The sequence below is a fragment of the Spartinivicinus poritis genome (assembly GCF_028858535.1).
GTDB classification, from domain to species: Bacteria; Pseudomonadota; Gammaproteobacteria; order Pseudomonadales; family Zooshikellaceae; genus Spartinivicinus; species Spartinivicinus poritis.
This window is the reverse complement of the sequence record NZ_JAPMOU010000002.1, coordinates 50,254-73,149: the sequence shown is the minus strand read 5'-3', so window position 1 is coordinate 73,149 and position 22,896 is coordinate 50,254. Positions and strand designations below refer to the sequence as shown.

The 22,896-nt window shown below is 40.1% G+C and carries 17 protein-coding genes; 4 read left to right on the top strand and 13 right to left on the bottom strand.

Going from position 1 to position 22,896, the window contains the following annotated elements:
- Both ORQ98_RS01915 and ORQ98_RS01910 read right to left on the bottom strand, forming a co-directional pair.
- Window positions 1-1,890: a DUF294 nucleotidyltransferase-like domain-containing protein gene (locus ORQ98_RS01915; protein ID WP_274687086.1), complete on the bottom strand. Its 1,890-nt coding sequence runs from the start codon at window positions 1,888-1,890 to the stop codon at window positions 1-3.
- 122 nt (window positions 1,891-2,012) lie between these two features.
- Entirely contained in the window at window positions 2,013-5,294 is a 3,282-nt protein-coding gene (locus ORQ98_RS01910) for a putative bifunctional diguanylate cyclase/phosphodiesterase (RefSeq protein ID WP_274687085.1), read from the bottom strand.
- A 131-nt stretch (window positions 5,295-5,425) separates the two neighbouring features.
- On the opposite strand from ORQ98_RS01910, the gene ORQ98_RS01905 reads away from it, so the two are divergent.
- The gene (locus ORQ98_RS01905; protein ID WP_274687084.1) at window positions 5,426-5,566 is read left to right on the top strand and encodes a hypothetical protein; all 141 of its coding nucleotides are present in this window, start codon (window positions 5,426-5,428) and stop codon (window positions 5,564-5,566) included.
- Window positions 5,567-5,713: 147 nt separating this feature from the next.
- Here ORQ98_RS01905 and ORQ98_RS01900 read toward each other — a convergent pair whose 3' ends face one another.
- The 4 genes from ORQ98_RS01900 to ORQ98_RS01885 form a co-directional block, all read right to left on the bottom strand.
- Window positions 5,714-7,018, bottom strand: coding sequence for a hypothetical protein (locus ORQ98_RS01900; protein WP_274687083.1), 1,305 nt, complete (start codon window positions 7,016-7,018; stop codon window positions 5,714-5,716).
- On the bottom strand, window positions 7,005-8,114 hold the full coding sequence (locus tag ORQ98_RS01895) for a cysteine synthase family protein (RefSeq protein ID WP_274687082.1): 1,110 nt from the start codon (window positions 8,112-8,114) through the stop codon (window positions 7,005-7,007). Before ORQ98_RS01895 ends, ORQ98_RS01900 begins: the two co-directional genes overlap by 14 nt.
- 51 nt (window positions 8,115-8,165) lie before the next feature.
- The gene (locus ORQ98_RS01890; protein WP_274687081.1) at window positions 8,166-9,176 is read right to left on the bottom strand and encodes a DUF1015 family protein; all 1,011 of its coding nucleotides are present in this window, start codon (window positions 9,174-9,176) and stop codon (window positions 8,166-8,168) included.
- Window positions 9,177-9,399: 223 nt separating this feature from the next.
- Entirely contained in the window at window positions 9,400-9,804 is a 405-nt protein-coding gene (locus ORQ98_RS01885; protein ID WP_274687080.1) for a hypothetical protein, read from the bottom strand.
- Window positions 9,805-10,162: 358 nt separating this feature from the next.
- Here ORQ98_RS01885 and ORQ98_RS01880 point away from each other — a divergent pair, with 358 nt between their 5' ends.
- Entirely contained in the window at window positions 10,163-11,377 is a 1,215-nt protein-coding gene (locus ORQ98_RS01880; RefSeq protein WP_274687079.1) for a PilT/PilU family type 4a pilus ATPase, read from the top strand.
- 9 nt (window positions 11,378-11,386) lie between these two features.
- Here the strand turns inward: ORQ98_RS01880 and ORQ98_RS01875 are convergent, their stop codons facing one another.
- Both ORQ98_RS01875 and ORQ98_RS01870 read right to left on the bottom strand, forming a co-directional pair.
- Entirely contained in the window at window positions 11,387-13,720 is a 2,334-nt protein-coding gene (locus ORQ98_RS01875; RefSeq protein WP_274687078.1) for a CHASE domain-containing protein, read from the bottom strand.
- Between the two features lie 53 nt (window positions 13,721-13,773).
- Window positions 13,774-14,226 (bottom strand): response regulator, encoded by a 453-nt coding sequence (locus ORQ98_RS01870; protein WP_274687077.1) that lies wholly within the window; start codon window positions 14,224-14,226, stop codon window positions 13,774-13,776.
- Window positions 14,227-14,614: 388 nt separating this feature from the next.
- On the opposite strand from ORQ98_RS01870, the gene ORQ98_RS01865 reads away from it, so the two are divergent.
- Both ORQ98_RS01865 and ORQ98_RS01860 read left to right on the top strand, forming a co-directional pair.
- Window positions 14,615-16,294: a tetratricopeptide repeat-containing response regulator gene (locus tag ORQ98_RS01865; protein ID WP_274687076.1), complete on the top strand. Its 1,680-nt coding sequence runs from the start codon at window positions 14,615-14,617 to the stop codon at window positions 16,292-16,294.
- Window positions 16,266-16,979 carry a sensor histidine kinase gene (locus ORQ98_RS01860; protein ID WP_274687075.1) on the top strand — a complete coding sequence of 238 codons (714 nt, stop codon included), beginning with the start codon at window positions 16,266-16,268 and terminating at the stop codon, window positions 16,977-16,979. Before ORQ98_RS01865 ends, ORQ98_RS01860 begins: the two co-directional genes overlap by 29 nt.
- Here ORQ98_RS01860 and ORQ98_RS01855 read toward each other — a convergent pair.
- From ORQ98_RS01855 to ORQ98_RS01835, 5 genes are all read right to left on the bottom strand, one after another.
- The gene (locus ORQ98_RS01855) at window positions 16,976-17,752 is read right to left on the bottom strand and encodes a 2,3-dihydro-2,3-dihydroxybenzoate dehydrogenase (protein ID WP_274687074.1); all 777 of its coding nucleotides are present in this window, start codon (window positions 17,750-17,752) and stop codon (window positions 16,976-16,978) included. The two genes, ORQ98_RS01860 and ORQ98_RS01855, sit on opposite strands and share 4 nt — an antisense overlap.
- A gap of 78 nt (window positions 17,753-17,830) precedes the next feature.
- On the bottom strand, window positions 17,831-19,813 hold the full coding sequence (locus ORQ98_RS01850) for a TonB-dependent receptor domain-containing protein (RefSeq protein ID WP_274687073.1): 1,983 nt from the start codon (window positions 19,811-19,813) through the stop codon (window positions 17,831-17,833).
- An 80-nt stretch (window positions 19,814-19,893) separates the two neighbouring features.
- Window positions 19,894-20,670, bottom strand: a complete 777-nt coding sequence (locus tag ORQ98_RS01845) for an ABC transporter ATP-binding protein (protein WP_274687072.1) — start codon at window positions 20,668-20,670, stop codon at window positions 19,894-19,896.
- 88 nt (window positions 20,671-20,758) lie between these two features.
- Window positions 20,759-21,832: a FecCD family ABC transporter permease gene (locus tag ORQ98_RS01840; protein WP_274687071.1), complete on the bottom strand. Its 1,074-nt coding sequence runs from the start codon at window positions 21,830-21,832 to the stop codon at window positions 20,759-20,761.
- 3 nt (window positions 21,833-21,835) lie between these two features.
- A complete protein-coding gene (locus tag ORQ98_RS01835) occupies window positions 21,836-22,894 on the bottom strand; it encodes a FecCD family ABC transporter permease (RefSeq protein WP_274687070.1) in 1,059 nt (352 codons plus the stop codon).
- Window positions 22,895-22,896: the final 2 nt, after the last annotated feature.

Here is a 22,896-nt window from a genome sequence, read left to right as displayed (position 1 = left end):
CTACCTCAATGCTTTCGATGCATGATAGCGATACTTCAAAAAGCTTTGGGCCTTATCCAGCACCTGAAAGGCCTCTTTAAGATTACGTCGCTCAAAGGTAGATAACATTTCTGGCTCAATATTGTTATCTGGCTCATCCCCTCGCTCAATATCCGCGGCTTGGTGGCGAATCCGCACCATAGCGATATACTCCAACGCATCGCTTAAATCCTGACCTTTTCCAGGGGGGAGAATACTGGCCTCAATAATATCCTCAAGCCGCTCAAACGAATTTTGCGCTCGGGAGCCGACTGCCAGAGCATGAACACGGATCACATCTGATAAGGGTGCAGTGCCTCGGCGCTTTAGGTTAATTGACTTTTTATGCTGACCATCCTGTTCCATCACAAAGCCTTTAAAAAAACCTAAGGGGGGTGTTCGATTCAGCGCATTCCGCGCCAGGCAGGCAAGAAATTTCTGATTCTGGCGAGATTTCCTGGCAATAAAGGTTTGTAACTGCTTGGCCCAGCTAGTTTTTCCCCATACCCCATCTAAATCAAAAAAAATCGAGCTGTGTAACAGCGCTTCAGGGACAGGGTTTTCAATCCAGTTGGCAAACTGCTCTTTCCACTGGCTTAAGGTCATTCGCCATTGAGGATTAGATGCCATGATTTCGCCACTGCAGTAAGCATAGCCACACGCTGCCAACCCATCACAGACAAAGTTAGCCAGCTGCTCAAAATAACCATTGTGCTGTTCAAGGTCATAGCCATTATCCAGAATGATCGCATTATCCTGGTCAGTCACTATCAGCTGTTCATCACGAGCCATTGAGCCCAGTGCCAAAAAACAATAAGGCACTGGGGGTGGCCCTAACTTTTCTTCCGCAAGCTCCAGTAGCCGCTGTTTAAAACTACGACCAATCCAAGCCATGGCACTACCAATCATATGTGAGTTAGCATCTTCATTGACCATTCTTACAAATACCGCAGGTAGCTGCTGAGCGTAGCTTTTCAGGTCATCCACGGTTTGCTGGGCGAAAATCCCCCGCACTAATAACAGACTGCTTTGGGATTCATGACGCACAATATCAGACATTGCCACAACTCCAATGGGATGATGGCGGCGCATCACTGGCAGGTGATGGACATTACCTCGCAGCATCGCCAGCATGGCTTCAAACACATAAGCATTGTCATCAATCACTGCTACATCAGTGGTCATTACGTCTCCCACCGGGGTATCACGGGAAATATCAGCCGCCAATACTCGCTCGCGTAAATCCCGATCGGTAATAATTCCAATTAGCTGGCCACTGTCTTCATCTTCATTAACCGTCATTTCTGGATCGGTAATTAATAACGATGACACCCCCTCTTCCGTCATGGTCAATGCTGCTTCACGAACAGAGGTTTGCCGAGGGGCAGTCACCGCTTCGCGGGTTAGCAGCGATTTTATTTTTACTGTAGTCAGATCATTGTTATCTGCCTGGCTGGACAGAGTACGACGCAATAGCTCACCGCCCTCTGCTTCAAAAAAATCAGCAAAGGTTTCAAAGCGGTCGTTATATTCACTGAACTGCTCAGCAGGGATGCAATAAACCAAGGTATCTTCGAGGGCTTTGGCAGGAAAGCGAACTCGACGATTCATCATCAACCCCATCTGGCCGAACACATCCCCCTCTGCCAAACGGTTATATAGCTCTCCAGTACGCCGATAAATTTCCACTGCACCACTGCGAATAACAAATAAATCCTGGATCGAGTCACCATAAACCAGAATGTCAGTGCCCGCCCGGTAATAGGCAATTTCCGTTTGTTGAGCCAGCTGCTTAAGCGCCTCACTCGGTAGCTCATCAAATGGTGGATGCTTAGCCAAAAAATTAACGATTTCCAGTTGTTCTACTTGCATGAGAAGCCCTCTAAACAGCGCGCCCCTGTTTGTAACAAGGCGATAACCTAAAACATAAGCAGATCTGTCAGGCTAGCACTCAAGCCTGTACAAGAAAACACCTCTCACCTTGATTTGCTGAATTAGGATGACGACTGTCGTTTACGATCAGTTAGCAACTGCTCAAATGACGCTGATGACAGTGGTTTGCTAAACAAGTAGCCCTGAGCGGCATCACAATTAGCCTGCTGTAAATACTCACGCTGCGCTGTAGTTTCTACACCTTCCGCTAAGATTTTGACTTTTAAAGTTTTTGCCATGCTGATAATTGCATCAACAATGGCATTATCATCTGGCGACCCTAGCCCTTTAATAAAACTTCTGTCTACTTTAATCACATCCAAATGTAAGGCTCTAATACGCTCAAAAGAGGAGTAACCTGTGCCAAAGTCGTCAATAGAAATAGCGACCCCTATATCCCTCAACTGTTTTAAAATTACATTAATTGCAGGGGTATCATTCATTAAAATAGACTCAGTTAATTCCAACTCTAACTGTTGTGGATTGAGCTGAGTGGTGGCTAACACCTCATTAACATGCTCTACAAAGCGCTGATCAATTTGATAACCTGATACATTCACTGACACCTGCAAGCTTGCAATTCCTTGTTGATGCCAGTAGTTGGTTTGGCGACATGCTTCTGCCAATACCCAAGCCCCCAACTCAATAATTTGCCCAGTATGCTCAGCAATTTCGATAAACTCCGAAGGGGGTAATAAGCCACGCTCCGGGTGCTGCCAGCGAACCAGTGCTTCCATGCCAAAGATTGCATCTGTTTGTAAATTCACTTTGGGTTGGTAATACACCCTGAGTTCATTTTGTTGAATCGCTTGATTCAGCTCTGCCTCAATTTTTTGATGATGAAGTACCCGCTCATGCATGGCTGGAGTAAAGAACCGATAACAATTCCCCCCTCCACTGTGCTTTGCTTGGTACATGGCCATATCAGCAAAATGAATTAACTTATCCTGATTTTTGGCATCAGCAGGATAACAGGCAATCCCGATGCTCCCTCCGGCTCGCAGACAATGGCCATCAAGACAGGCTTTGGTTAACAGTTTTTTCAATAGCCGCTCAGCCACATCCACTAACACATCATGGCTGGCAATTCCCCCTGCAATAATGGCAAACTCATCTCCCCCAAGCCGAGCCACAGTGTCTCCTTCTCGAACAGCACTTTCTAAACAGCGGGCGACATGCTTCAGCAATAAATCACCGACTTCATGCCCTAACGAATCATTCACTTCTTTAAAGCCATCTAAATCAATAAATAATAAAGCCAACGCTTCATTAGTCACTGACGACAGTTGTATCGCTTGTTTTAGACGCTCACCAAACAGCACCCGATTCGCCAGCCCAGTTAAGTGATCATAACGAGCCAAATGTTCAATTTGTCGTTGCGCTTTTTTTCGCTCTTTATTTTCTTTTTTCAGTTGCTCATTACTCATACGGAGTTCTATGGTACGCTCTTCAACCCGGTGCTCCAGCTCATTTTTAGCTTGTGCCAGTTTGGCTTCAGCGGTTTTTCGCTGATGGATTTCACCATTTAAACTTTTTACATTTTGCTCAATGGTATTGGCCAGTTCATTAAAGGTGTCAATTAACTCACCTACCTCATCTTCTGTTGTTGTAGCCAGTCGATGGGTCAGATCACCTGAAGTAAAGGTATTCATTCCAGTGATAATTTGTTTCAGCCGATTGGTGAGATAAGAAGCCATCCAAATAGCAATTAAAATGACCAACAACACCATCACAGCCGTTGAAGCCGTTAACTGAACCGTGATTTTCTGTAGCGTGGTGTTAATCCCAGCAATTAATGAGTTACGCTTATTTTCCAGCTGCTGGTTAGCTTGTTGAATCAGCCCCGTCATTTCATCTTTTGTGGACATAGCCGCTGCATGAAACTGATCAACATTAGCGCCAATAGTGACAAAGCCAAAACCACGTGCGCTGTTTGCATAACGCCCAGTATAATAGGGAATAACTGCTGCCGTCGTAATTTTCCAGAGCCCACTCCAAAAAATAACAAACGAGCCAGCCCCTCCTTCCTCAGTAAGATTCCACCAACCAGAACACTGAGGCGCAAAATGTAAATAGCGACAATCTAAAGCTATTTGACCTTTACCCACTTGTGCTAAAGCAGGCTTGCGCTTTAATGACTGTGCGTTATAAGGTGGTTGTTGAGTAATAAATTGCTGAAAAGATAAACCGCTATCCTGCCATTGCTGCCAGGTGACTTGATCTAACCAGCTAGGTACCTGTTCACCGGTGGTTGGATCGTACCCCACAATAAAATAATCGCGCGGGTGGGAAATATTCCGTCCTAAATAGTCCCACATAAACGCATAGTTTCCTGAGCTGGCATCAGAGATAGGCGTAAAGCGCTGTTGAGTAGGCACCAGATGATCTGTAAATTCCATAATATGGGTATGATCTAGCGCCAATGATAAATACCCTATTTTTTTACCTGCTTGAAAAACGGGGGTTATCCACCGCACAATCCCTTCAAATCGTTTCCCTACTGGGTTTTCCTTACCTGCATAACCCGCATTTTCTGGTAAAAAAGAAATGCCTTTTTGTGTTGCTTTGGCACGCGTATAAGCACCAATAATCGGTGATGGCACATAAGCACCAATCACATCCGAGACATAAATATCACCTTTTTTCAGTGAGTTGAGCTTGGCAAAATAGTGCTCTGCCTTATACCAGGTATTTTCAGCACGAGACACATCCAATAACGGAGCAGCTTGGTTTGGGTCTGATAAAATACGAATCTGTTGCTGGCCATTTACATTCAAAAAACTGACTTCTCGATAAAGCGGCCTATTTTCATTAATACCTAAATGATCCGGTGGACGATAATGAAAGGCGGTACGATTGTCCTCTACACGAGGGATTATTTGCTGATATTTAATACTCACAGGCCGAACAGGCTGCCATTGTTTTCCCGCTTCATCCATTTGCCAGGGCTGATGTAACGTCACTACAGCTGTTCGATGCGTGATAAATTGTCGATAGGTATCCGGATGGGGGGGCTGCTCAGCTAAAAAAAGTAAATCCTTATCTCGCTCATAAAGAAACTGTGCTACCTGCTCAGCAGTGTCTACCGTTAAACGCTCAATAGCTGCTTGCGCTTGTGCATCCAACGCTTTCACTGACTGAGCTGTGGTCACTTCCCCTACTGTGGCCACTGTATGTAACATTCTGTCAGCCATTTGCTGACTTTCATCAACCACCTTATGGCCAAGGTTAACGCTATGATCCCAGGCAATCCAAGCCAGCAACAACAACGGAAGGACTTTAATCAGGCTGAAAATCGAAATGAGTTTTCCGCGAATTCCCAGGTGCAAACGGCTTTTTGGCATACTGGTATCACTTGAGGATGATGCTATTTTTTCTTGTGACTACTGTAATGACAGTGTAGGTGATTTGAGGTTACTTATAATTACAAGATACCAAACTGATCAACATGAACGCAGGTAGCAGGGATATTGATGTGAAACACCATATACAGGCAATGTTAACAGCCCAGTGCTTAACTTCCTTTTTCGCGGTCTGGACTGTTCATCACCACTGCGAAGAACAGGGTTTGGTCGCACGAACCATTCGTAACCAGGTTAACGCTATTCTAACGTAGAATATGTTTGATCATGTAGAACATCACCTGTTTCCTGCAGTGCCTACCTGTAAACTACAGCAACGGTCTAAACGACTAGATGCCGTGGCTTCAGAGTTAAGCATTAAAAAAGTTTATTAAATATAAGCATGATTAGATACCTCTAAATCACGAAGGGTTGATTGACTTATGTGTAAAAAATCGCTTGCCAGACTGACTCTGCTCATTGCTTTTTAAATAGAAGGCTAATAAACACACTTCCACCGTCGTAGCCATACTCACTATCAATGCTATCCAATAAGGAGGATAACCTTGTTGAGTGAATAATAAGGCACCCAGTACCATCAGGCCATTTGCTATCAGAGCTGAACGCCCTATCTCCTTCGTTAAGGATTTAACCATTAATAATCCCTGTAAATAGTTTTGCAATGACATCAGCAATGGTAATAAACAAGCCGCTAATATGACGTTACTTATATTATCTCCTAGCAGCTGAGAGCCTCCATAATAACGACAAAAAGCTTTCCCCCAGGGCGTTACAGCCATACAAAACAGTATAAAACTAAATGCGCCCCCTACTCCAAGGGAAAAATAACACAACGATTCTCGTGCTATATGATTAATATTACGAATCACTAGCTGTTGAACCATCCTTACCCCATTACTCACACTGATCACCAATGCCCAGCCTGCCGCCCACACAGCAATAAATAATTCACCGGTTGTGGCAATGAAAAAAGGTAACAATAAGCGTGCGCCCCATAATGAAAGCATGGATTGTGCTAGTGGCCAATAATAATGCCCCATCTCACTTAAATTGATAGGTAACGAGCTTTTAGGCGTCTCTTCAACCAAAGCGATTTTAATAGCCTGATATCGAATAAATAATAACTCACCAAAAACACCTGTCAGTAATGCTCCCGCTGCTATCCACTCACCACGATCCGTCACTGCCGCCATAATAAAAGCGGTAGCAGCTAACAATAAACAACGTAACAATGAGCCTTTAGCAATAAGCCCAGAAAATCCAGCGCGAATAATCTGTCCTTGCCAAAACCGGCGCAATGCAATAGCTAATGGCCAGGGACAAAGTAACAAAATAAGTAATAAAGCAGCCTCCCAAACTGATTGATTAATTTGAAATAACGCCGGTATATTGATCAAACTTCCCGTTAGTAACATAGCAGCTGTTAACCCACTACCTAGCAACAGTACAAAGCGCAATAATAACTGTCGTGTTTTAGCTTGACCTGCCATAGCGTTTGAAGTAGGTAAAATAGAAATAATTGGACTTTCAAAAAAGACAGCAACACCTTTACCCAAAGCAAACGCGGCTAAATATAATGTGCCATTTGGTAAGCTTGCCAACACAAAAACAATTATTGGATCCCCTAATGCCATTACCATATCACTGGCTGACATAGGCAAAAACTGTTTAAGGAGTGGAAAGTATTTCTGTTTAAAGCTTTTCACTGACAATTCCTTTGGTTTTCTCTGGAAATACCACAGGTTGCATGTTATTGATTGCTTGCATTAACTCACAACGATTTAACAAAGCAAGATCATGCTGCTCTAACCACTTAACATCATAAACAGTATCTAAATAACGATCTCCCCGGTCGGGATTAATTAAAACGATCGTTACTGCCCGTGACTGAGCTTGTAAATAAGCAAGTCCTGCACTCACAATCGCACCAGTTGATGCCCCTAGTAATAAGCCTTCTTTAGAGGCCAGCTGATGACACATCGAAAATGCGATTTGATCTGTCACATTATATCCGTAATCTAAATAACGTCTTTCAAATACGGGTGGTACAAAGGATAACCCTAAACCAATCATTTTATATGCATGCCGCGGCATGCCTAGTACAGCAGACCCAGCCACATCAACACAAATAATTTTAGTACTTGGCGAGTAATCTCTAAAATAGCGGGCAATACCAGCTAATTGACCTGCAGTACTCACTCCAACCACAACAGCATCAGGAGGTGTTGAAAAAGCTTCAGCAATTTCCTTGGCAGTATATTCCTGATGAGCTGCAGGGTTATCTGGATTTAAATGTTGACAAGGATAAAAGGAATTAACTATTTCTTTAGCAAGCTTATGTGCATGGGCCATTCTAGCTTTTTGCATTGATCCTGCACTATCCGCTAGTGTTAATGGTACCTCAACTAACTCAGCGCCATAAGCACGGAGCATTTTAACAACAGGTGGTGGTGTTTTTGCATCAATAACAATAATGACTTTATAACCTTTTGAGGCACCAATACTTGCTAAAGCCAAACCAAAATTTCCTGAACTTGACTCAATGATGGTACCACCCGGTTTTAATAAACCTTGTAGCTCAGCCTGTTTTATTAAATAAACTGCGTTCTTATCTTTAATACTGCCAGAAGGGTTACAAGAATCTAACTTCACATACACTTTATGTTTTTCACATAAAGTGTGTAATTGGTTTAACCGAACAATAGGGACTTTACCAATCGCATCGTATAAATCATTGGCACAATATTGCTTAGGCAATAATAATGATTGAGTATCATTAGCAAGTGATTTTGATAAAAGCATACAATTACCTTCTTTTTTTAATAGGGTTAATGGCATTACTATGGCTTCTCACTAAGAAGCCATCTTAAAAAGTTGCTGTAAATGACTCATAATCCCCTCATAAGGTTTGAAGAGAAAACATGTGGACTTCTTAGGAAGTAAGTGGCCTTGTAAGGCACTTTGGTAAATCAAATCAATACTGGGTGAAGGGGTTTGTATGAATAAGTAATGAGAGCTTAGGCTGATATCAGACAAATAGCTTTCATTCTGTAATGCGAATGCCTCACTTAAAATAGCCTCTATTCCATTAAGACTACTGAGGTTTTCTAATATAAAATTATGATTATAGCTTGATTGATTAATACCCTCCCTATCATGCAGCGAATTAAAAGCAAGTGCCAACTTATTATTTTGATATTGGATCAAGTAACCAGCCTGTGCTTCATTACAAACTTGCAGTCCTAGCTGGTTACAATGATCAATAAGTTGTTGCCAATCAAAATGCTCATTGAGTCGGCATACCAAGTCAAAACTCCTTACTTTGGCTTCAGATGTATGTGTAATAAATACCGGGAGTGGAACAATGCTATCAATACCACTATTAATTTGTTGATAGGCTGTAAAACGGTGGTGGCCATCAGCAATAAGAAAATGTTCGATACGATTAATTGCTAACATGACCTCTAAACAATCAATAGACTCATGAATATAAAAAACTGAATGAGTTAATGCATTATCTTTAAAAGTCACCATTGGCTGCTTTGATTGTATTAACCTTGATAATGCATAATGAGGAAAAAACTTACTATTTGTCACTAAGTAACAAGGAGTGCTCATACCCTGCTGTTGTATTATTTCTTGCCGAAGAGTAACCAGCCGCTGATGATCAATCTCTTCATGAGGATAAATGGTTGACTTTCCTTTATTTCTATACTGGCTCAAAACACCTGTCACTTCATGAATTTCACCATTAAACAAACCACTAATACGATATATAAAAAGCCCTTCATTACAATCTTGAAATAAGAGGCTATTAAACGCATTACAGTCAACCACTTTCATTTTTTGTTCTATAAGGCTCATTTGAAAATTCCTTTGCAGCCAGGCAGTAGATACCCTCTGCATTTAATATTGATAAAAGCAGGTTCTTCCTTTCGCTATTAAGCATAAAGGATATGTTTTTTCGGAAGATTAATTGTCAGCAGTAAAATATACAGAGCCGATGCTAACCGCATTAGCTATAGCTTTTTCAAATCATTAATTGGTTATAATGATTTAAATAAAATATGCTGACAACGTATTAGAGTTAGACTATAGGAGGGCGAAAATGAGGATCAATAAATAGCTTTAACCCAGCTAGTTTTATAGCAGGATAATGAATAGTGGGTAGTGTTAATAGCAAGTGATTACTGGAGGAATTAGCTAGTGAAGAACAGTTCCCAAAGCAGCAGTGGCAGTCTCCGCTAGCACCTTCGGTTACACTATGATCCAGAGAAGTATGAACAGATTGATCATGAATATAGTGAAGCTTTATTTTATATTCGGATGTGACTTTACAGGCCTTATCATTAAAAGCAGCTAAGTTAGTTATCCATTTACTTGTCGTATGCATGTTACTGACGCCTATGTGATTTTCTGCTGCTGAAAATCCTGTAGGCCCAGCCAAGAGAAAGGTTAAACATAACAAGTGTTTTATAAATTTATTAATCATTTCTATATGATTCCATAACACTCTCTTAGACAGACTCTTATTCTCAAAGAACTTTACTCCCAGTCCACATCCTCAACCCACGTGCTGTCGTTTATTCCTCTGGCAAATTTCTAAAATGATAAACACTCAAGTAGAATCAATTTATTGGCTCGTATAAATACTATATGAGTCGAATGCTATTTGCTAGTGACAAATCAGACTAAGTCAGTAATGAATAGTTCCCTATTTATTTTAAGCTATCACTGGTATCGCAATGGTGCGCAAACCCATTCAAACCCAAAACCACTTGCTATACTGTCATAGGATTCAACTAGCGTACTTTAATTATGACACTTTAATGACTAGCTAGGTATTTGCAATGGAATGGCTTGATTATCTCCGTTATTTTGCTGAACAGGATGGCTCTGATCTGTTCTTAACAACCGGTGCCCCACCCAGTGCTAAAATTCATGGGAACTTACAGCCGATTACTGATAGACCATTACCTCCCGGTAGAGTAGAAGACATTGCCTATACCATCATGGATGAAGAACAACGGACCGCTTTCGAGCATAAACCTGAAATGAACCTCGCGGTTGCTGAGCAAGGCATTGGTCGCTTTAGAGTCAATATCTTTAAACAAAGAAATCAAGTGTCGATGGTTGTTCGCGCGATTAAAACAGAAATTCCTCATTATAAGGACTTAGGTCTACCCAACATTCTGCCTAAGCTTATTATGCAAAAGCGAGGGCTGATTTTATTCGTTGGCGGCACCGGGTCTGGCAAGTCAACATCACTTGCCGCCTTAATTGATTATCGAAATAGTCATTCAGCCGGTCATATCATAACCATTGAAGATCCCGTTGAATTTGTTCACCGACACAAACAGTCTATCGTTAACCAACGGGAAGTGGGGGTTGACACTAACTGCTATGAAGATGCACTGGAAAACACCTTAAGACAGGCCCCTGATGTTATTTTAATTGGTGAAATACGCACCCAAGAACAAATGGAACAGGCTATTACCTTTGCTGAAACAGGTCATTTATGTATTTCCACTTTACATGCAAATAATGCTAACCAAGCCTTAGATCGAATCATTAACTTTTTTCCAGAAGAACGTCATAAACAGCTTTTTTTAGATTTATCTTTAAATTTACGAGGTATTATTTCACAACGGTTAGTCCCTACCATTGATAACAAACGTTGTGCTGCAATTGAAATTTTGTTAGGTACACCACGCCTATGCGATTTAATTAAGCAAGGTAAAGTAGATGAGATTAAAGAAGTGATGATGAAGTCTGAGGCACAGGGCATGCAAACGTTTGACACAGCATTATATAACCTTTACAAAGAAAACAAAATATCATTAGAAGAAGCATTGAAAAATGCCGACTCAAAAAATAACCTTAGACTGCGTATTAATTTAGAGTCCAAATCAACAGACAGTGTTGATCAAACCATATTGAAACGAGCACAGTCTAATAAAGCTAAACCGACACCTGAAGCAGAAAAAAAAGAGTCTTCTTCAATAACCTCTAACTTGACACTAGAACCTCTGGAAGAAGAAAAAGAGGAGGAAGATGAGTTCTGAAGTCCTAATTTAGCTATTGGCTGCGCTGTTAACTGCTTTCGACATTGCTAATGGTAAAGTAAAGCAAAAAGTACTACCAGCTCCTGGTTTTGAATTAACCCATATAGAGCCGCGATACCCTTCTATAATTTTTTTAACAATACTCAGTCCAGCACCTGTCCCCCCACCATACTCATCTTCTGTATGTAAACGCTGAAAAATTTTGAATACCTTATGTTGTAAATGTTCAGGAATACCAATACCATTATCTTGAACATAAAAAACAGCTGGCACTTTGCTTAGATCACAGCCAATCACTATTTGAATCTGCTCGCTGTTATTATACTTAATTGCATTGGTGATTAAGTTAGTAAACAGCTCTTCAACTTTTGTTTTATTACAATATATTATGGGCAGAGGCTCTTTCACTAATATATCAACATTTGCCTTTTGGATTAAATGAAACAACCCTTCTTTAACATCAGATAGCAATTCCATTAAATTGGTTTCAATTCGCACACCTTCAATATGATCTACCCGTGAATACTTAAGCAAATCATTAATAAAACATTCCATTTTTCTGGTTAGTTTGCGAATATTATCCAGCATTGCACCACCGTGTTGATCCAATTTATCTTTATAATCATCATTGATAAATTGACAATAATTACTGACTCCTCGTAATGGTTCCTTTAAATCATGCGATGCAATATAAGCAAACTCTTCCAATGCCTGATTGGATTTTGATAATGCTTGTGCTTGTTCGCTGAGTGCTTGTTTACTCGCTTCCAATTCAACTGTGCGTCGTTGAATTTTTCGTTCAGTAGATTCTGCTTGCCCTGTAATGATTAATAGTACATAACTCAGCATACCAATAATAAAAAAACCACCTACAATCAGTAGCCATATTGACCAAAATCTATGCTCTAAATTAATATTGGTTTTAAATTGAATATCCAAGCGCCACTCTCTGTCAGCTATTGACAGTACTTGACTTAAATTAAATAGGTTAGTTAGGGGTTTAAGCTTCTCCTGTTGCTTTAACATTGGAGCTGATTCATATATCACTTCATTTTTTTTATCATAAATACTAAAAACAGCATTTAAATTACCCAAATGAGACTGAAGCTTATCCATGAGTGGTTTAATTTTAAATACGCCTAAAACAAAACCAAGCACTGTATTATTTTTATTGACTGGCATTAATACTAAAAAAGCTGGTTCAGGCTCAATAGTCTGAACCAACGTAATCTTTTCAGTGGCTACCGGCTGAAGTGTTGTTAGCGCTTTTTGGATAGCTTTTAAACGACGGTAATTAGATCCTATGTCATAGCCTAAAGCAGCCTCATTAGTTGTCATAGGTTCAATATAAAAAACCGGATAGTAAGTATCACGGGGCTTTACTCTTTCCATTTTTTTTAAACGTGGATTGTACTCAACTATATCAAAATTTTTCAATCCTTCTGCATGGGCAGATTTAATAAGTTGTTCTCTTTTACTTGCTGGTACGATGGGCACCCATTCCAATGCCTGAATTCCTGGATATTTATTGATGAAGCCATTTGCAAAACGCTTAAAATTATCACGACTGACAGTATGGGATGCATGAAAAAGTCGCTCTAATGCATAAAGAGATATTAGATAACCATCAAGGTAGTCTTGCATATACTCTACCGATCGCTCCATCTCTTTAATGGCTTGACTATTTTGTTGCTCCTGTTCCCAACGTTGAGCAGAAAAGAATAAATAAATGACTGTGATTAAAAGAGCCATTAATGGCGTAGTCACAACCGTTTTTCTTACCGTCGTAATAGAGCTGGTAAATAACGCCAGTAATATAGGTGCACACGCCATAACCCCGATACTATCGCCTATCCACCAAGTTAGCCAGGCGGGTAACCAAGCATCAGTTTGAATGACACCATTTAACAATAATACCGTGTTTCCGACAGATGCAGAAACAATACAACAAATGGGCCCTCCTACTACGACAATCGCTGTAATTTGCTTGACTTCTTCCAGTTCCCAGGGTGGTTGAGTCACTTTTTCAATCAACCACTTTGATATAACCGCTTGCAGTGATGCACCTAACGCTATACCAAGCCCATTAGCTAAAGCAATAATATTGGTATATGCCTCTTGAGAAACCCAAATATTGATTGTCATCGAACCAAGCAATATACCAGGCCAATATCGATAGCCCCACAGCAGCACTAGCCCAAGCGCCACACCAGCAGGTGGCCAAACAGGAGAAGCAAATCCTGGAGGAATGGCTAATAAGATTGATAATTTACCAATAACCGCATAACTAACAGCCAATACCAATATTTTTAAGAAGTACTCTTTTATCGTTTGTAGATACATTACGAGGTCAATATATTTGGCGGTTACTTAACATATTTTATAATGGTTATTGTTTAAGGTAAGTAAACGGTTTTCAACCAATACTCTGATATTGTAGCGATAGCATGATTGAATGCCGCTAAGTCCATAGGCTTTGTCACATAGGAGTTAACTCCTGACTGATAGCAGGTTTTTATATCTTGAGGGTTCTGAGAAGTAGTAAAAACAATGATAGGTATCTGTTTTAGCGTATTATCTGTCTTAATTGATTGTAAAACTTGGATACCATCAATACCTGGTAAGTTTAAATCCAACAAGATAAAGCAAGGTAGGCAGCTGTTGCTTTTTTCTTTTTCTCTATCTGCTTTTGCTTGCTCCAAATAACCAAGGGCCGTTTCTCCTTTTTGACAGTGCTCTACATGCCCCTCAAATCCAGCCTTCCTAAAGGCTCGTTGAATAGCAGTAAAGTCATGCATGCTATCTTCAATCAAAAGTACGAGTGGTTGCTGTCTAAATGGTATTTTCACAACTTGATTGCTCTATTATCTACTTCGCTTTTAATAATAACTAGTATTTCCAACAATCACCTGTACTTTTCAATCCAATCAACATTGGTTTAAAAAGAAGTATAGCTATGCTTCACAGTTGTAGGTTGATACTCTAAAACCATTCGAGATTTAGTGCTTATTTATTATGTATTTTTTTAATAACAACCTACTAAGGGCACCTCCATCCAATGATGGCAAACAAGGATTAAAGGCACACTGAAGTTACTTTTGTGAAGCATTTATAGCACTATTCTGACACTGTAGTACATCATCGAATACTACGACTTTAGCTATACTTTGACGAGAACAGCTTAACTATCAAAAGTACTAAAAATAATGATGGGCAAATAGAGCGCTCGCCAAAGAAATGGACGTTTTTAACAGCATACAATATACAAGCTCAAGCGAGTTTAACATCTTTAGTAAGAAAAAAGTTCTTATTGTCGATGATTTTGAAAACTTTCGGCTATCGTTAAAAAAAATGTTACAAGAAATTGGTATTAGTTCTATTGATATGGTCCAAAATGCTAAGCTTGCCTTAACTGCTTGTGGTCAACAAAGTTACGATATTATTATTTGTGATCTTAACTTAGGTGAAGGCAAGAATGGTCAACAGCTCTTGGAAGAGTTAAAGCATCTTAACCTATTAAGTCTAACTTGTATCTTCATTATTATAACGGCCGAAACAGCTAAAGATTTAGTCATGGGTGCACTTGAGTGCCAACCTGATGCTTATCTTTCAAAGCCTATTAATCAGGCTCTACTGAAAAAACGCTTAGAAAAGCTGGTTAAACAAGGCAATGCACTCTCCCCCATTAAAAAGCTGATTAGCAAAAAGCAATTCACTCAGGCAATCGAAAATTGTCAGGAAGCACTCACCAATGAAAATCGGCTCACCCCGTGGTATCAGAAACAGTTATGTGAGTTGTTGATTATAACTAAACAATATGAAGAAGCTAAAGAACTATGTAACTCTGTTTTATCTGAACGCAATGTAGACTGGCCCCACCAAATGCTAGGTAAAATTGCATTCCAACAGGGAGATAAAAATCAATCAATAAAACACTATGAGCAATTACTGAAAGTTAATCCAAATTCAATGGCAGGATATGATGAAATGGCTCAAGTATTTCTTGCCCATGGCAGTACTGAAGAAGCACAGAAAATATTACAACAAGCTATTGACATATCTCCTCATACTATTTTACGTCAACAAAAACTTGGCCAGGTCAGCCATGAAGCAGGTAGTCTAGATATAGCAACTAAAGCATTCAGGCGCACGTTAGAACTTGGTGAAAACTCTTGCTATGATGATCCAGACAATTATATTGATCTAGCCATTTGTCTCATTGATCAGTCCCAAGAAGATGAAGGTGCAAATTCAGAAAAGGCCATTCAAGAGTCTGACCAATTACTCAAACAAGTTAGCAAACGTTTTAGTATTGATTTAAATACATCAACCAAAATTGACCTAGTGAAAGCAAAAGCTGCTTTTCATAAAAATGATTTAGCAACAATGAATGAGCTATTCGAAAAAGTACAGAATAGCTATGATACGCAGCAGCATGAACTTTTACCTAATACCAAATTTGAAATAGCCAAAACATTATTTTTATGCGACCACAAAGATACTGCTGAAACCATCTTTTATCAGTTAGTCGAAGAGTATGCAGATGATAAGGCCTTTGTAAATAAAGTCATTGCATTTCTTGATGAACCTGTTAGCCAAAAAGTCAGGCAAGAAGCAGCTATTGCTAACAAGGAGGGAATTATCCTTTATGAGCAAAAAGATTACTTACAAGCAGCTGAGAAGTTTAAACAAGCACTGGAGCTTTCACCAAGACATCCTGGACTCAATCTCAATTTAATCCAAACTTGTTTGTATCTACTACAAGAAGAGTTCTCACCAAAATGGCTTGAACTATGCGATCAATCATTAACCAATGTTAAGCACCTGAGGGAAACCCACCCTCAATTCAACCGCTATCAAAAATTACTTAAGCCTGTTCAGCAGTGGCATGAAAAAGCAAAAAAATATACAGCCTAACACTAGCCTAGATATGTCAATGGTGCTGGCTACCTGCGCCCATGATATAAAAAATTCGTTATCCATGCTTATTCAAGCATTAGATACACTAAGCGTTCACATACCAGAAGATAATAAAGCAGCTGTGGATAATTATGCTCTTCTCTACTATGAATCATCCAGAATAAATAATGACTTAACTCAGTTATTAAGTTTTTATCGATTGCAAGATCAGCAGTTAATCGTCAATAAACAACAATTGTTTTTAATTGATCTTATTGAGGAGCAAATAGCAAGAAATCAATACTTATTTCACTATAAGGGAGTTAACGTCGGTATTAAATGTGATGACCACCTTTCTTGGTATTTTGACGAATATTTAATCGGGTGTTTGATAAATAACGTATTAGTTAATGCTGCTCGATATACCAAAGATAAAATCCTAATTCTTGCTCAACAACAAAGTGACCAATTGATACTTCAAGTACATGATAATGGTGATGGTTTTCCTGAAGAAATGATAGCTTGTCAAAAAGCATCAACAACATTGGTTCCCCCCCATACTGGCAGTACCTACCTAGGGTTGTATTTTGCCCAAGAAATTGCACAAATTCACCAACAAGCCGACAAGCAAGGAGCAATAAAACTTAGCAATGATAGTTTAATTAATGGTTCTGGTGGCTGTTTTACCTTATATTTACCTTAACCACCTAAGGTTGCCCCTCCATCTACCCGTAAATCATGCATGGTAATATGATTTGCCTGGTCAGATAATAAAAACAATACAGCATCTGCAATCGTTTCTGGCGTCGCTATTTTGTGTAAGGGAATACCTAACCGATAATGCTCAAGTGAACCTGTGATTACACTTTCCGGCCCACTGTCATCAGTCCATAACGCTCGCTGCATTGCCGTATCTGTAGAACCAGGGGAAACAATATTACAGCGAATATTAAATGCCGCCAACTCTAAAGCCAGGCATTTAGCAAACATAGTCACTGCTGCTTTTGATGCAGCATAAGCGCCCATTTGCATTCTAGGCACAGACGCTGCATTGGAGCTGACCATTACAATGGAGCCTGAACACCTTTGCTGCATATGATGAGCAACTGCCCGAGATATATTGAAAACACCTGTGGTATTCACCGAAAAAGTGGCTTGCCAGTCATCATCTGATAATGAAAGCAAATCTCCCATCCGTAAAATACCGGCCACATTTACCAAGTAATCAATTGAGCCTATCTCAGCTTCTACTTGTCTTACAGCTTGATTCACTTGTCTACTGTTACTGATATCCACTGCAAAAGGTAAAACGGGCCTGCAATTATTTTTGTAGCTATCTACAAGCTGATTGAGCGCAGTTTCATCGATATCTAATGCCGCTACTGTTGCACCATACTGACTAAGTTTGCTGACTACAGCTGCACCAATACCTTGTGCCGCTCCGGTGACAAGGGCGATTTTATTTTTGAAGTCCATAACTAGCTAATTGAGATTATAAAAAAATGACTTAAAAACAATAAGGTCATCCTTGACCTGGGTCACTGAGTTTATTCGTTAAAAAGATGCAGTAAACCCTGCATAGAAAGTACGGCCTCTTTCTACAAAGTCAAAGTTATCATCTTTTTTATCCAACCGAGTATCAGCCAAATTAGTGATACCAGAACGCAAATTGACCTGTTCGGTTAATTGATAAGTAACACCCACATCGACCAGGCTATATCCAGGTAAATTGTCATTACCTCTGGTTTTTTGATCACCTATACAGCGGGCTTGAGTAAATGTACCTAACTTACTGTCGACTTCCCAATCCAACCGTACATTGACATTCTCTCGAGGGGTGGTTGCCAACCGATTATCAGTGTCACGGTCTCGTGCATCGGTATAGGAATAATTAGCCGTTAAAAACACACTATCAGTTAAATCAACACTACCTGTTAACTCAATGCCATCAATTCTAGCTTTATTGATATTTTCGTAGGTAATAATATCTCTTTTTTTATTATTCTCATCCTTTTCACTTTGCCTGGCGATCATGTCTTTTATATCCGTTCGGAAAACCGTTGCACCCAGATCCCAACTGTTGCCTTGATAGGTGAAGCCTAGCTCATAGCTTGTGGACTTTTCAGGCTGTAAATCTGGGTTACCAATAAGAGTACATCTACCACGACAACTTGGAATGCTATATTCCTTAGTAAGCTGGGTTAAGGTGGGGGCTTTAAATGCAATTCCGACTCCCCCTTTAATGGTTAATGCCTCTGTTGGGGTATAAACCAGATAGCCGCGAGGGCTAAATTCCCGGCCAAAAAATTCATGATCATCCAGCCGGCCCCCACCAGTCAATGCCCAATCTTGGCTTAATTTCCATTCATCCTGAATATACAGCGCCTTTTGCGACACGTCGGCGCTACCGGTTGTTTTTAAGTTAACATCATTATCCAGCTCTGACGTTCTGTATTCAGCCCCAGTGGTGATTGCATGATCACCAAACTGGGTAGTAATAAAACCATCCACCACTTGGTTAGTTTGGGTAGCATCACCATTAGGGACTGTGGTACTTCTTTCTTTAAATTCTGTTTCTTCCTGGTAATAACGTATTTGGCTATTGCCCCAACCCCAATCCCCTTTATGGGTTAATGAATAAGTATCACGTCGTGTTTCGTGGTCGGTAATTCCATTACTCCCTTTAAATTCAAAATTTGACTTGCGATCCTCATGACCATAGCCATATTCAAAATCAACCGTCTGATTATCAGTCAATTTCCAGGTTAAGCCTAGGTTAGCGTTGGTGCTATTGCGGTCTTCTAACCCGGTCTCATCACGCTCATTAATGGTTGTTGTAGTATAATCTTCCTGAAAAGGAGTCCAGGCATCTCGATCGTATTTATTGCCATGAAACGATAGAAATAACTTGTCTTCAATTAACGCTCCACTGGTACTGATGCTGGTACGGGTTTCATTACCATCATCACTGCCACTGCCTTCAGGTGTGGCATAGTCAACACTGACTTGACCACCCCATTGGTTATCTGCCTGTTTGGTAATAATATTTACCACGCCACCCAGTGCTTCAGAACCATACAAGGATGACATTGGTCCACGAACAACCTCAATGCGTTCTATCTGGTTTAAAGGAATGGTTGATAGATCAAAGTCATTACCACGAATTAACGTATTCACCGAGTTAACCCGACGACCATTCACCAAAATCAGTGTGTACGCACTGCCTAACCCTCGAATACCAATGCCTTGTCGGCCATTACCATTCTTGACTTGAAATACCCCCACTGAATGCCGAATAGCATCACTGATATCTGACACAGGCATTTCTTTTAATTGTTCACTGGTAATGACCGATATGGATGCTGGTGCTGTAGCAACTTCATGCTCCGTTTTTGTAGCGGTAACTACCACAGAATCAAGGGTAGTATAATTATCTTGCTTGTTTTCATCAGCAGTTAGTGCAGCAGGCATAGCAGCTACTATTGCTAAGCTGAGTGGTGATAATACATGTTTTGAAATACTACTACTGGTTTTCAAAATACTCTCCAAGTATGTACTGTTGTAGGCAAAATACAAATTGTTTTAGTAACACTATTCAGGCTTTATCGTTGGTTTTATTAAGCGACCGATTTAGCAACGACTATTGGCTTACCATCTTCTGGTGACTGTAAAATATCAGCCTCTATATCGTATAATTGTTTTACTAATTGTGTGGTAATAGTGTTTTCAGGTTTTCCTGATGCTATAATATTTCCATTTCTCATGGCAATTAAATAGTCTGCATATTTAGCAGCAGCGACTAAATCATGCAAAATTAAAACAAAGGTCTTTCCTTTATACGCTAACTGTCGTACTAGCTGTAATACTTCCAATTGATGGCCTGGGTCCAACATGCTGGTTGGTTCATCTAATAATATTAACGGAGTTTCCTGAGCCAAGACCATAGCCAACCAGCATCGCTGACGTTGCCCTCCAGATAACTGCGATAACTTCCGGTCAGCCAAACTTGCTACACCTGTAACATCCAGTACCTGACTTATCACCTGTTCATCTTGCGATGACCACTGACGAAATAGTCCCTGATGGGGATGCCGCCCAAACTGCACCAACCCTCTTACAGTAATATCATCTGGTGCTTGTGGCACTTGGGGTAATAAAGCAATTTGTTTCGCAGCCTGACTGGCTGTTAATTGCCAAATATCCTGTTGGTTGACCATTACATTTCCAGCATCAGGTTTATGTAAGCGTGCAATATTTCGAAATAAGGTAGATTTGCCACAACCATTAGGCCCAACAATCACTGCTATCTCCCCAGTTCGAACAGTAAGGCTAATATTATTGACAGCTAAAAGCTTTCCATAGCTTGCTGTTAATTGGTTTACCACTAAGCTCACAAATTACCTCATACCCTTTGTGAATAATGTTTAAAGTGCTTCACTTTGGCTATAGTTATATTCAACACATTTTTAGAAAAAATACCTGTTAAGCATTTTTATTATTTAATAACACCCACAACAAAAAAGGCCCACCTAAAATACTGGTTAACACGCCTACGGGAATTTCCAAAGGTGCGACTAGAACACGCCCTAACGTATCAGCTACAACCACTAAAATACCACCTAATAAGCCTGTATTAATGATAGCTAATTGGTTACTACCTAAAATTTTATTAATGATGACAGGAGCTGCAATGGCCACAAAACCAATAGGTCCACCAATACCTACAGCCAGCCCAGCAAATATAATTGCTAAACAAATTGCCATAAACTGGATACGAGTAATATGAGTGCCTAATGTACTGGCTAACTCTTCACCTAATTGAAAAACCCGCAATTGTCGAGAGGTAAATAATAGGAAAGGCATCAATGCCATCAATATTAACGCAACAGGTTCAGCTACTTCATAACCTCGTCCATTTAAATTACCCACTGTCCAATTGTAGGTTGCACTGGCATGCAGAGAATTAATATGAGCAAGCATTAACTCACTAATAGATCGCACTAAATAAGCCAATGCTAACCCAATCAGTATCACCCGATAACCACGGGTACCAAGTCCCTTTGCAATGATCAGCAATAAAATACCTGAAGTAAATGCTCCTACAGGGGCAACCCACCATGGCCCCATTAAGCCAGCATTACTACTGACCAAAACGATCAGCATTAATAATGCTGCCCCTTCATTAATACCTAATACATCAGGTGTCGCCAAACGATTACGGACTACATGCTGGATAAGACTACCAGCAATCGCTAACGCAAAACCAGCCACTAAGCCAGCGATAACCCGAGGTAAACGGAATTCATTAACTAACAATTGCTGGCTTTGAGAAGCCTGACCTAATAAAGCATCAAAAACAGTTTGGATACTTAAAGTAGTTGTCCCTAATACTAATGAGCCCAACATAGCGCAAGCAAGTAAAACCATTAACACTACACTAAGCAAAACAATCTGCTGGTTAAACAGTAATGAATAATTTCCATTATTTAGCCTGATGACCAATGCGTTATCTGTATTATGTTTAATTGAAGCCAATTTAATCATGGATTGAGCCACTGGTCAGTTCCCTGATTTACTTAAAATAAGCTGACTAAAGCGGTTGCTATGAGTTAACCCAATTAATAATGGAGCGCCCACTATTGCCAAAATCATCCCTACTGGTGCTTCAAATGGTTGAACAATTAACCGAGCACTAATATCAGCAATTAACACAATTAATGCACCTAGTAGTGCAGATAAAATCAGTTGCTGAAATAACACAGGCCCTGTAATTGCTCTTGCTAAAAAAGGAGCAATCAATCCTAAAAAACTAATCGGTCCAGCAAGTGCCACTGAGCCACCTGCTAATAACGTCACAGTAATTGTAACGATAAAACGAGTTAGTTTTGGTCTATGCCCTAATGATTTAGCAACATCATCCCCTAGCATTAAACTGGCAAGTGGACGGGTTAATACCAATGATGTGAATAAGCCTATCATTAAAAACGGCAGCACTTGACCTATAATAGATAAATCAATACCTGCTAATGAGCCTAACACCCAGTAACGATATTGATCATAAGTTGCCTGACTGTTAATGAGTAAAAATGAAGTAATCCCCTGAAACGTAGCGCTAACAGCAATACCTGCTAATATTAATTTGACAGGCGTAACCACTGCCGAACCATGATTTGCTACCCAGAGGATAACCCCATTACCTACCAAAGCACCAATAAATGCCCAAACCAAATAGGCATAGCCTGTTTCAGCAGCCATAAAACTAATCCCAATGACAACCCCTAGTGCAGCACCGGCATTAACCCCTAATAATCCTGGCTCTGCTAATGGGTTTCGTGTCACTGACTGCATTAACGTACCTGCAACCCCCAGGCAACCACCCACAATAATGGCAGCAAAGGTACGAGGCATACGAAGGGTATCCATTACAGTTGTTAATTTATCATCGGCAATCGCTTCAGGCTTTCCAAGTAAATAATCTAGACTTTCACTGACAGAGATATAACCTGCACCGGTAATCAGAGAAATAAACAAAAATACTGCTAATGTAGCCAATAAAAAATAACTAATGAGCCAGATATTAGGCTCATTGTGTTTTTTTAATAATTTTACTGCAAACAACC

Excerpts from the sequence above, each read along its gene's own strand:
- ORQ98_RS01855 (WP_274687074.1), bottom strand. The coding sequence starts at position 17,752 with ATGGACTTCAAAAATAAAATCGCCCTTGTCACCGGAGCGGCACAAGGT.
- ORQ98_RS01865 (WP_274687076.1), top strand. The coding sequence starts at position 14,615 with ATGGACGTTTTTAACAGCATACAATATACAAGCTCAAGCGAGTTTAAC.
- ORQ98_RS01885 (WP_274687080.1), bottom strand. The coding sequence starts at position 9,804 with ATGATTAATAAATTTATAAAACACTTGTTATGTTTAACCTTTCTCTTG.
- ORQ98_RS01895 (WP_274687082.1), bottom strand. The coding sequence starts at position 8,114 with ATGCTTTTATCAAAATCACTTGCTAATGATACTCAATCATTATTATTG.
- ORQ98_RS01860 (WP_274687075.1), top strand. The coding sequence starts at position 16,266 with ATGAAAAAGCAAAAAAATATACAGCCTAACACTAGCCTAGATATGTCA.
- ORQ98_RS01880 (WP_274687079.1), top strand. The coding sequence starts at position 10,163 with ATGGAATGGCTTGATTATCTCCGTTATTTTGCTGAACAGGATGGCTCT.
- ORQ98_RS01890 (WP_274687081.1), bottom strand. The coding sequence starts at position 9,176 with ATGAGCCTTATAGAACAAAAAATGAAAGTGGTTGACTGTAATGCGTTT.
- ORQ98_RS01910 (WP_274687085.1), bottom strand. The coding sequence starts at position 5,294 with ATGCCAAAAAGCCGTTTGCACCTGGGAATTCGCGGAAAACTCATTTCG.
- ORQ98_RS01875 (WP_274687078.1), bottom strand. The coding sequence starts at position 13,720 with ATGTATCTACAAACGATAAAAGAGTACTTCTTAAAAATATTGGTATTG.
- ORQ98_RS01915 (WP_274687086.1), bottom strand. The coding sequence starts at position 1,890 with ATGCAAGTAGAACAACTGGAAATCGTTAATTTTTTGGCTAAGCATCCA.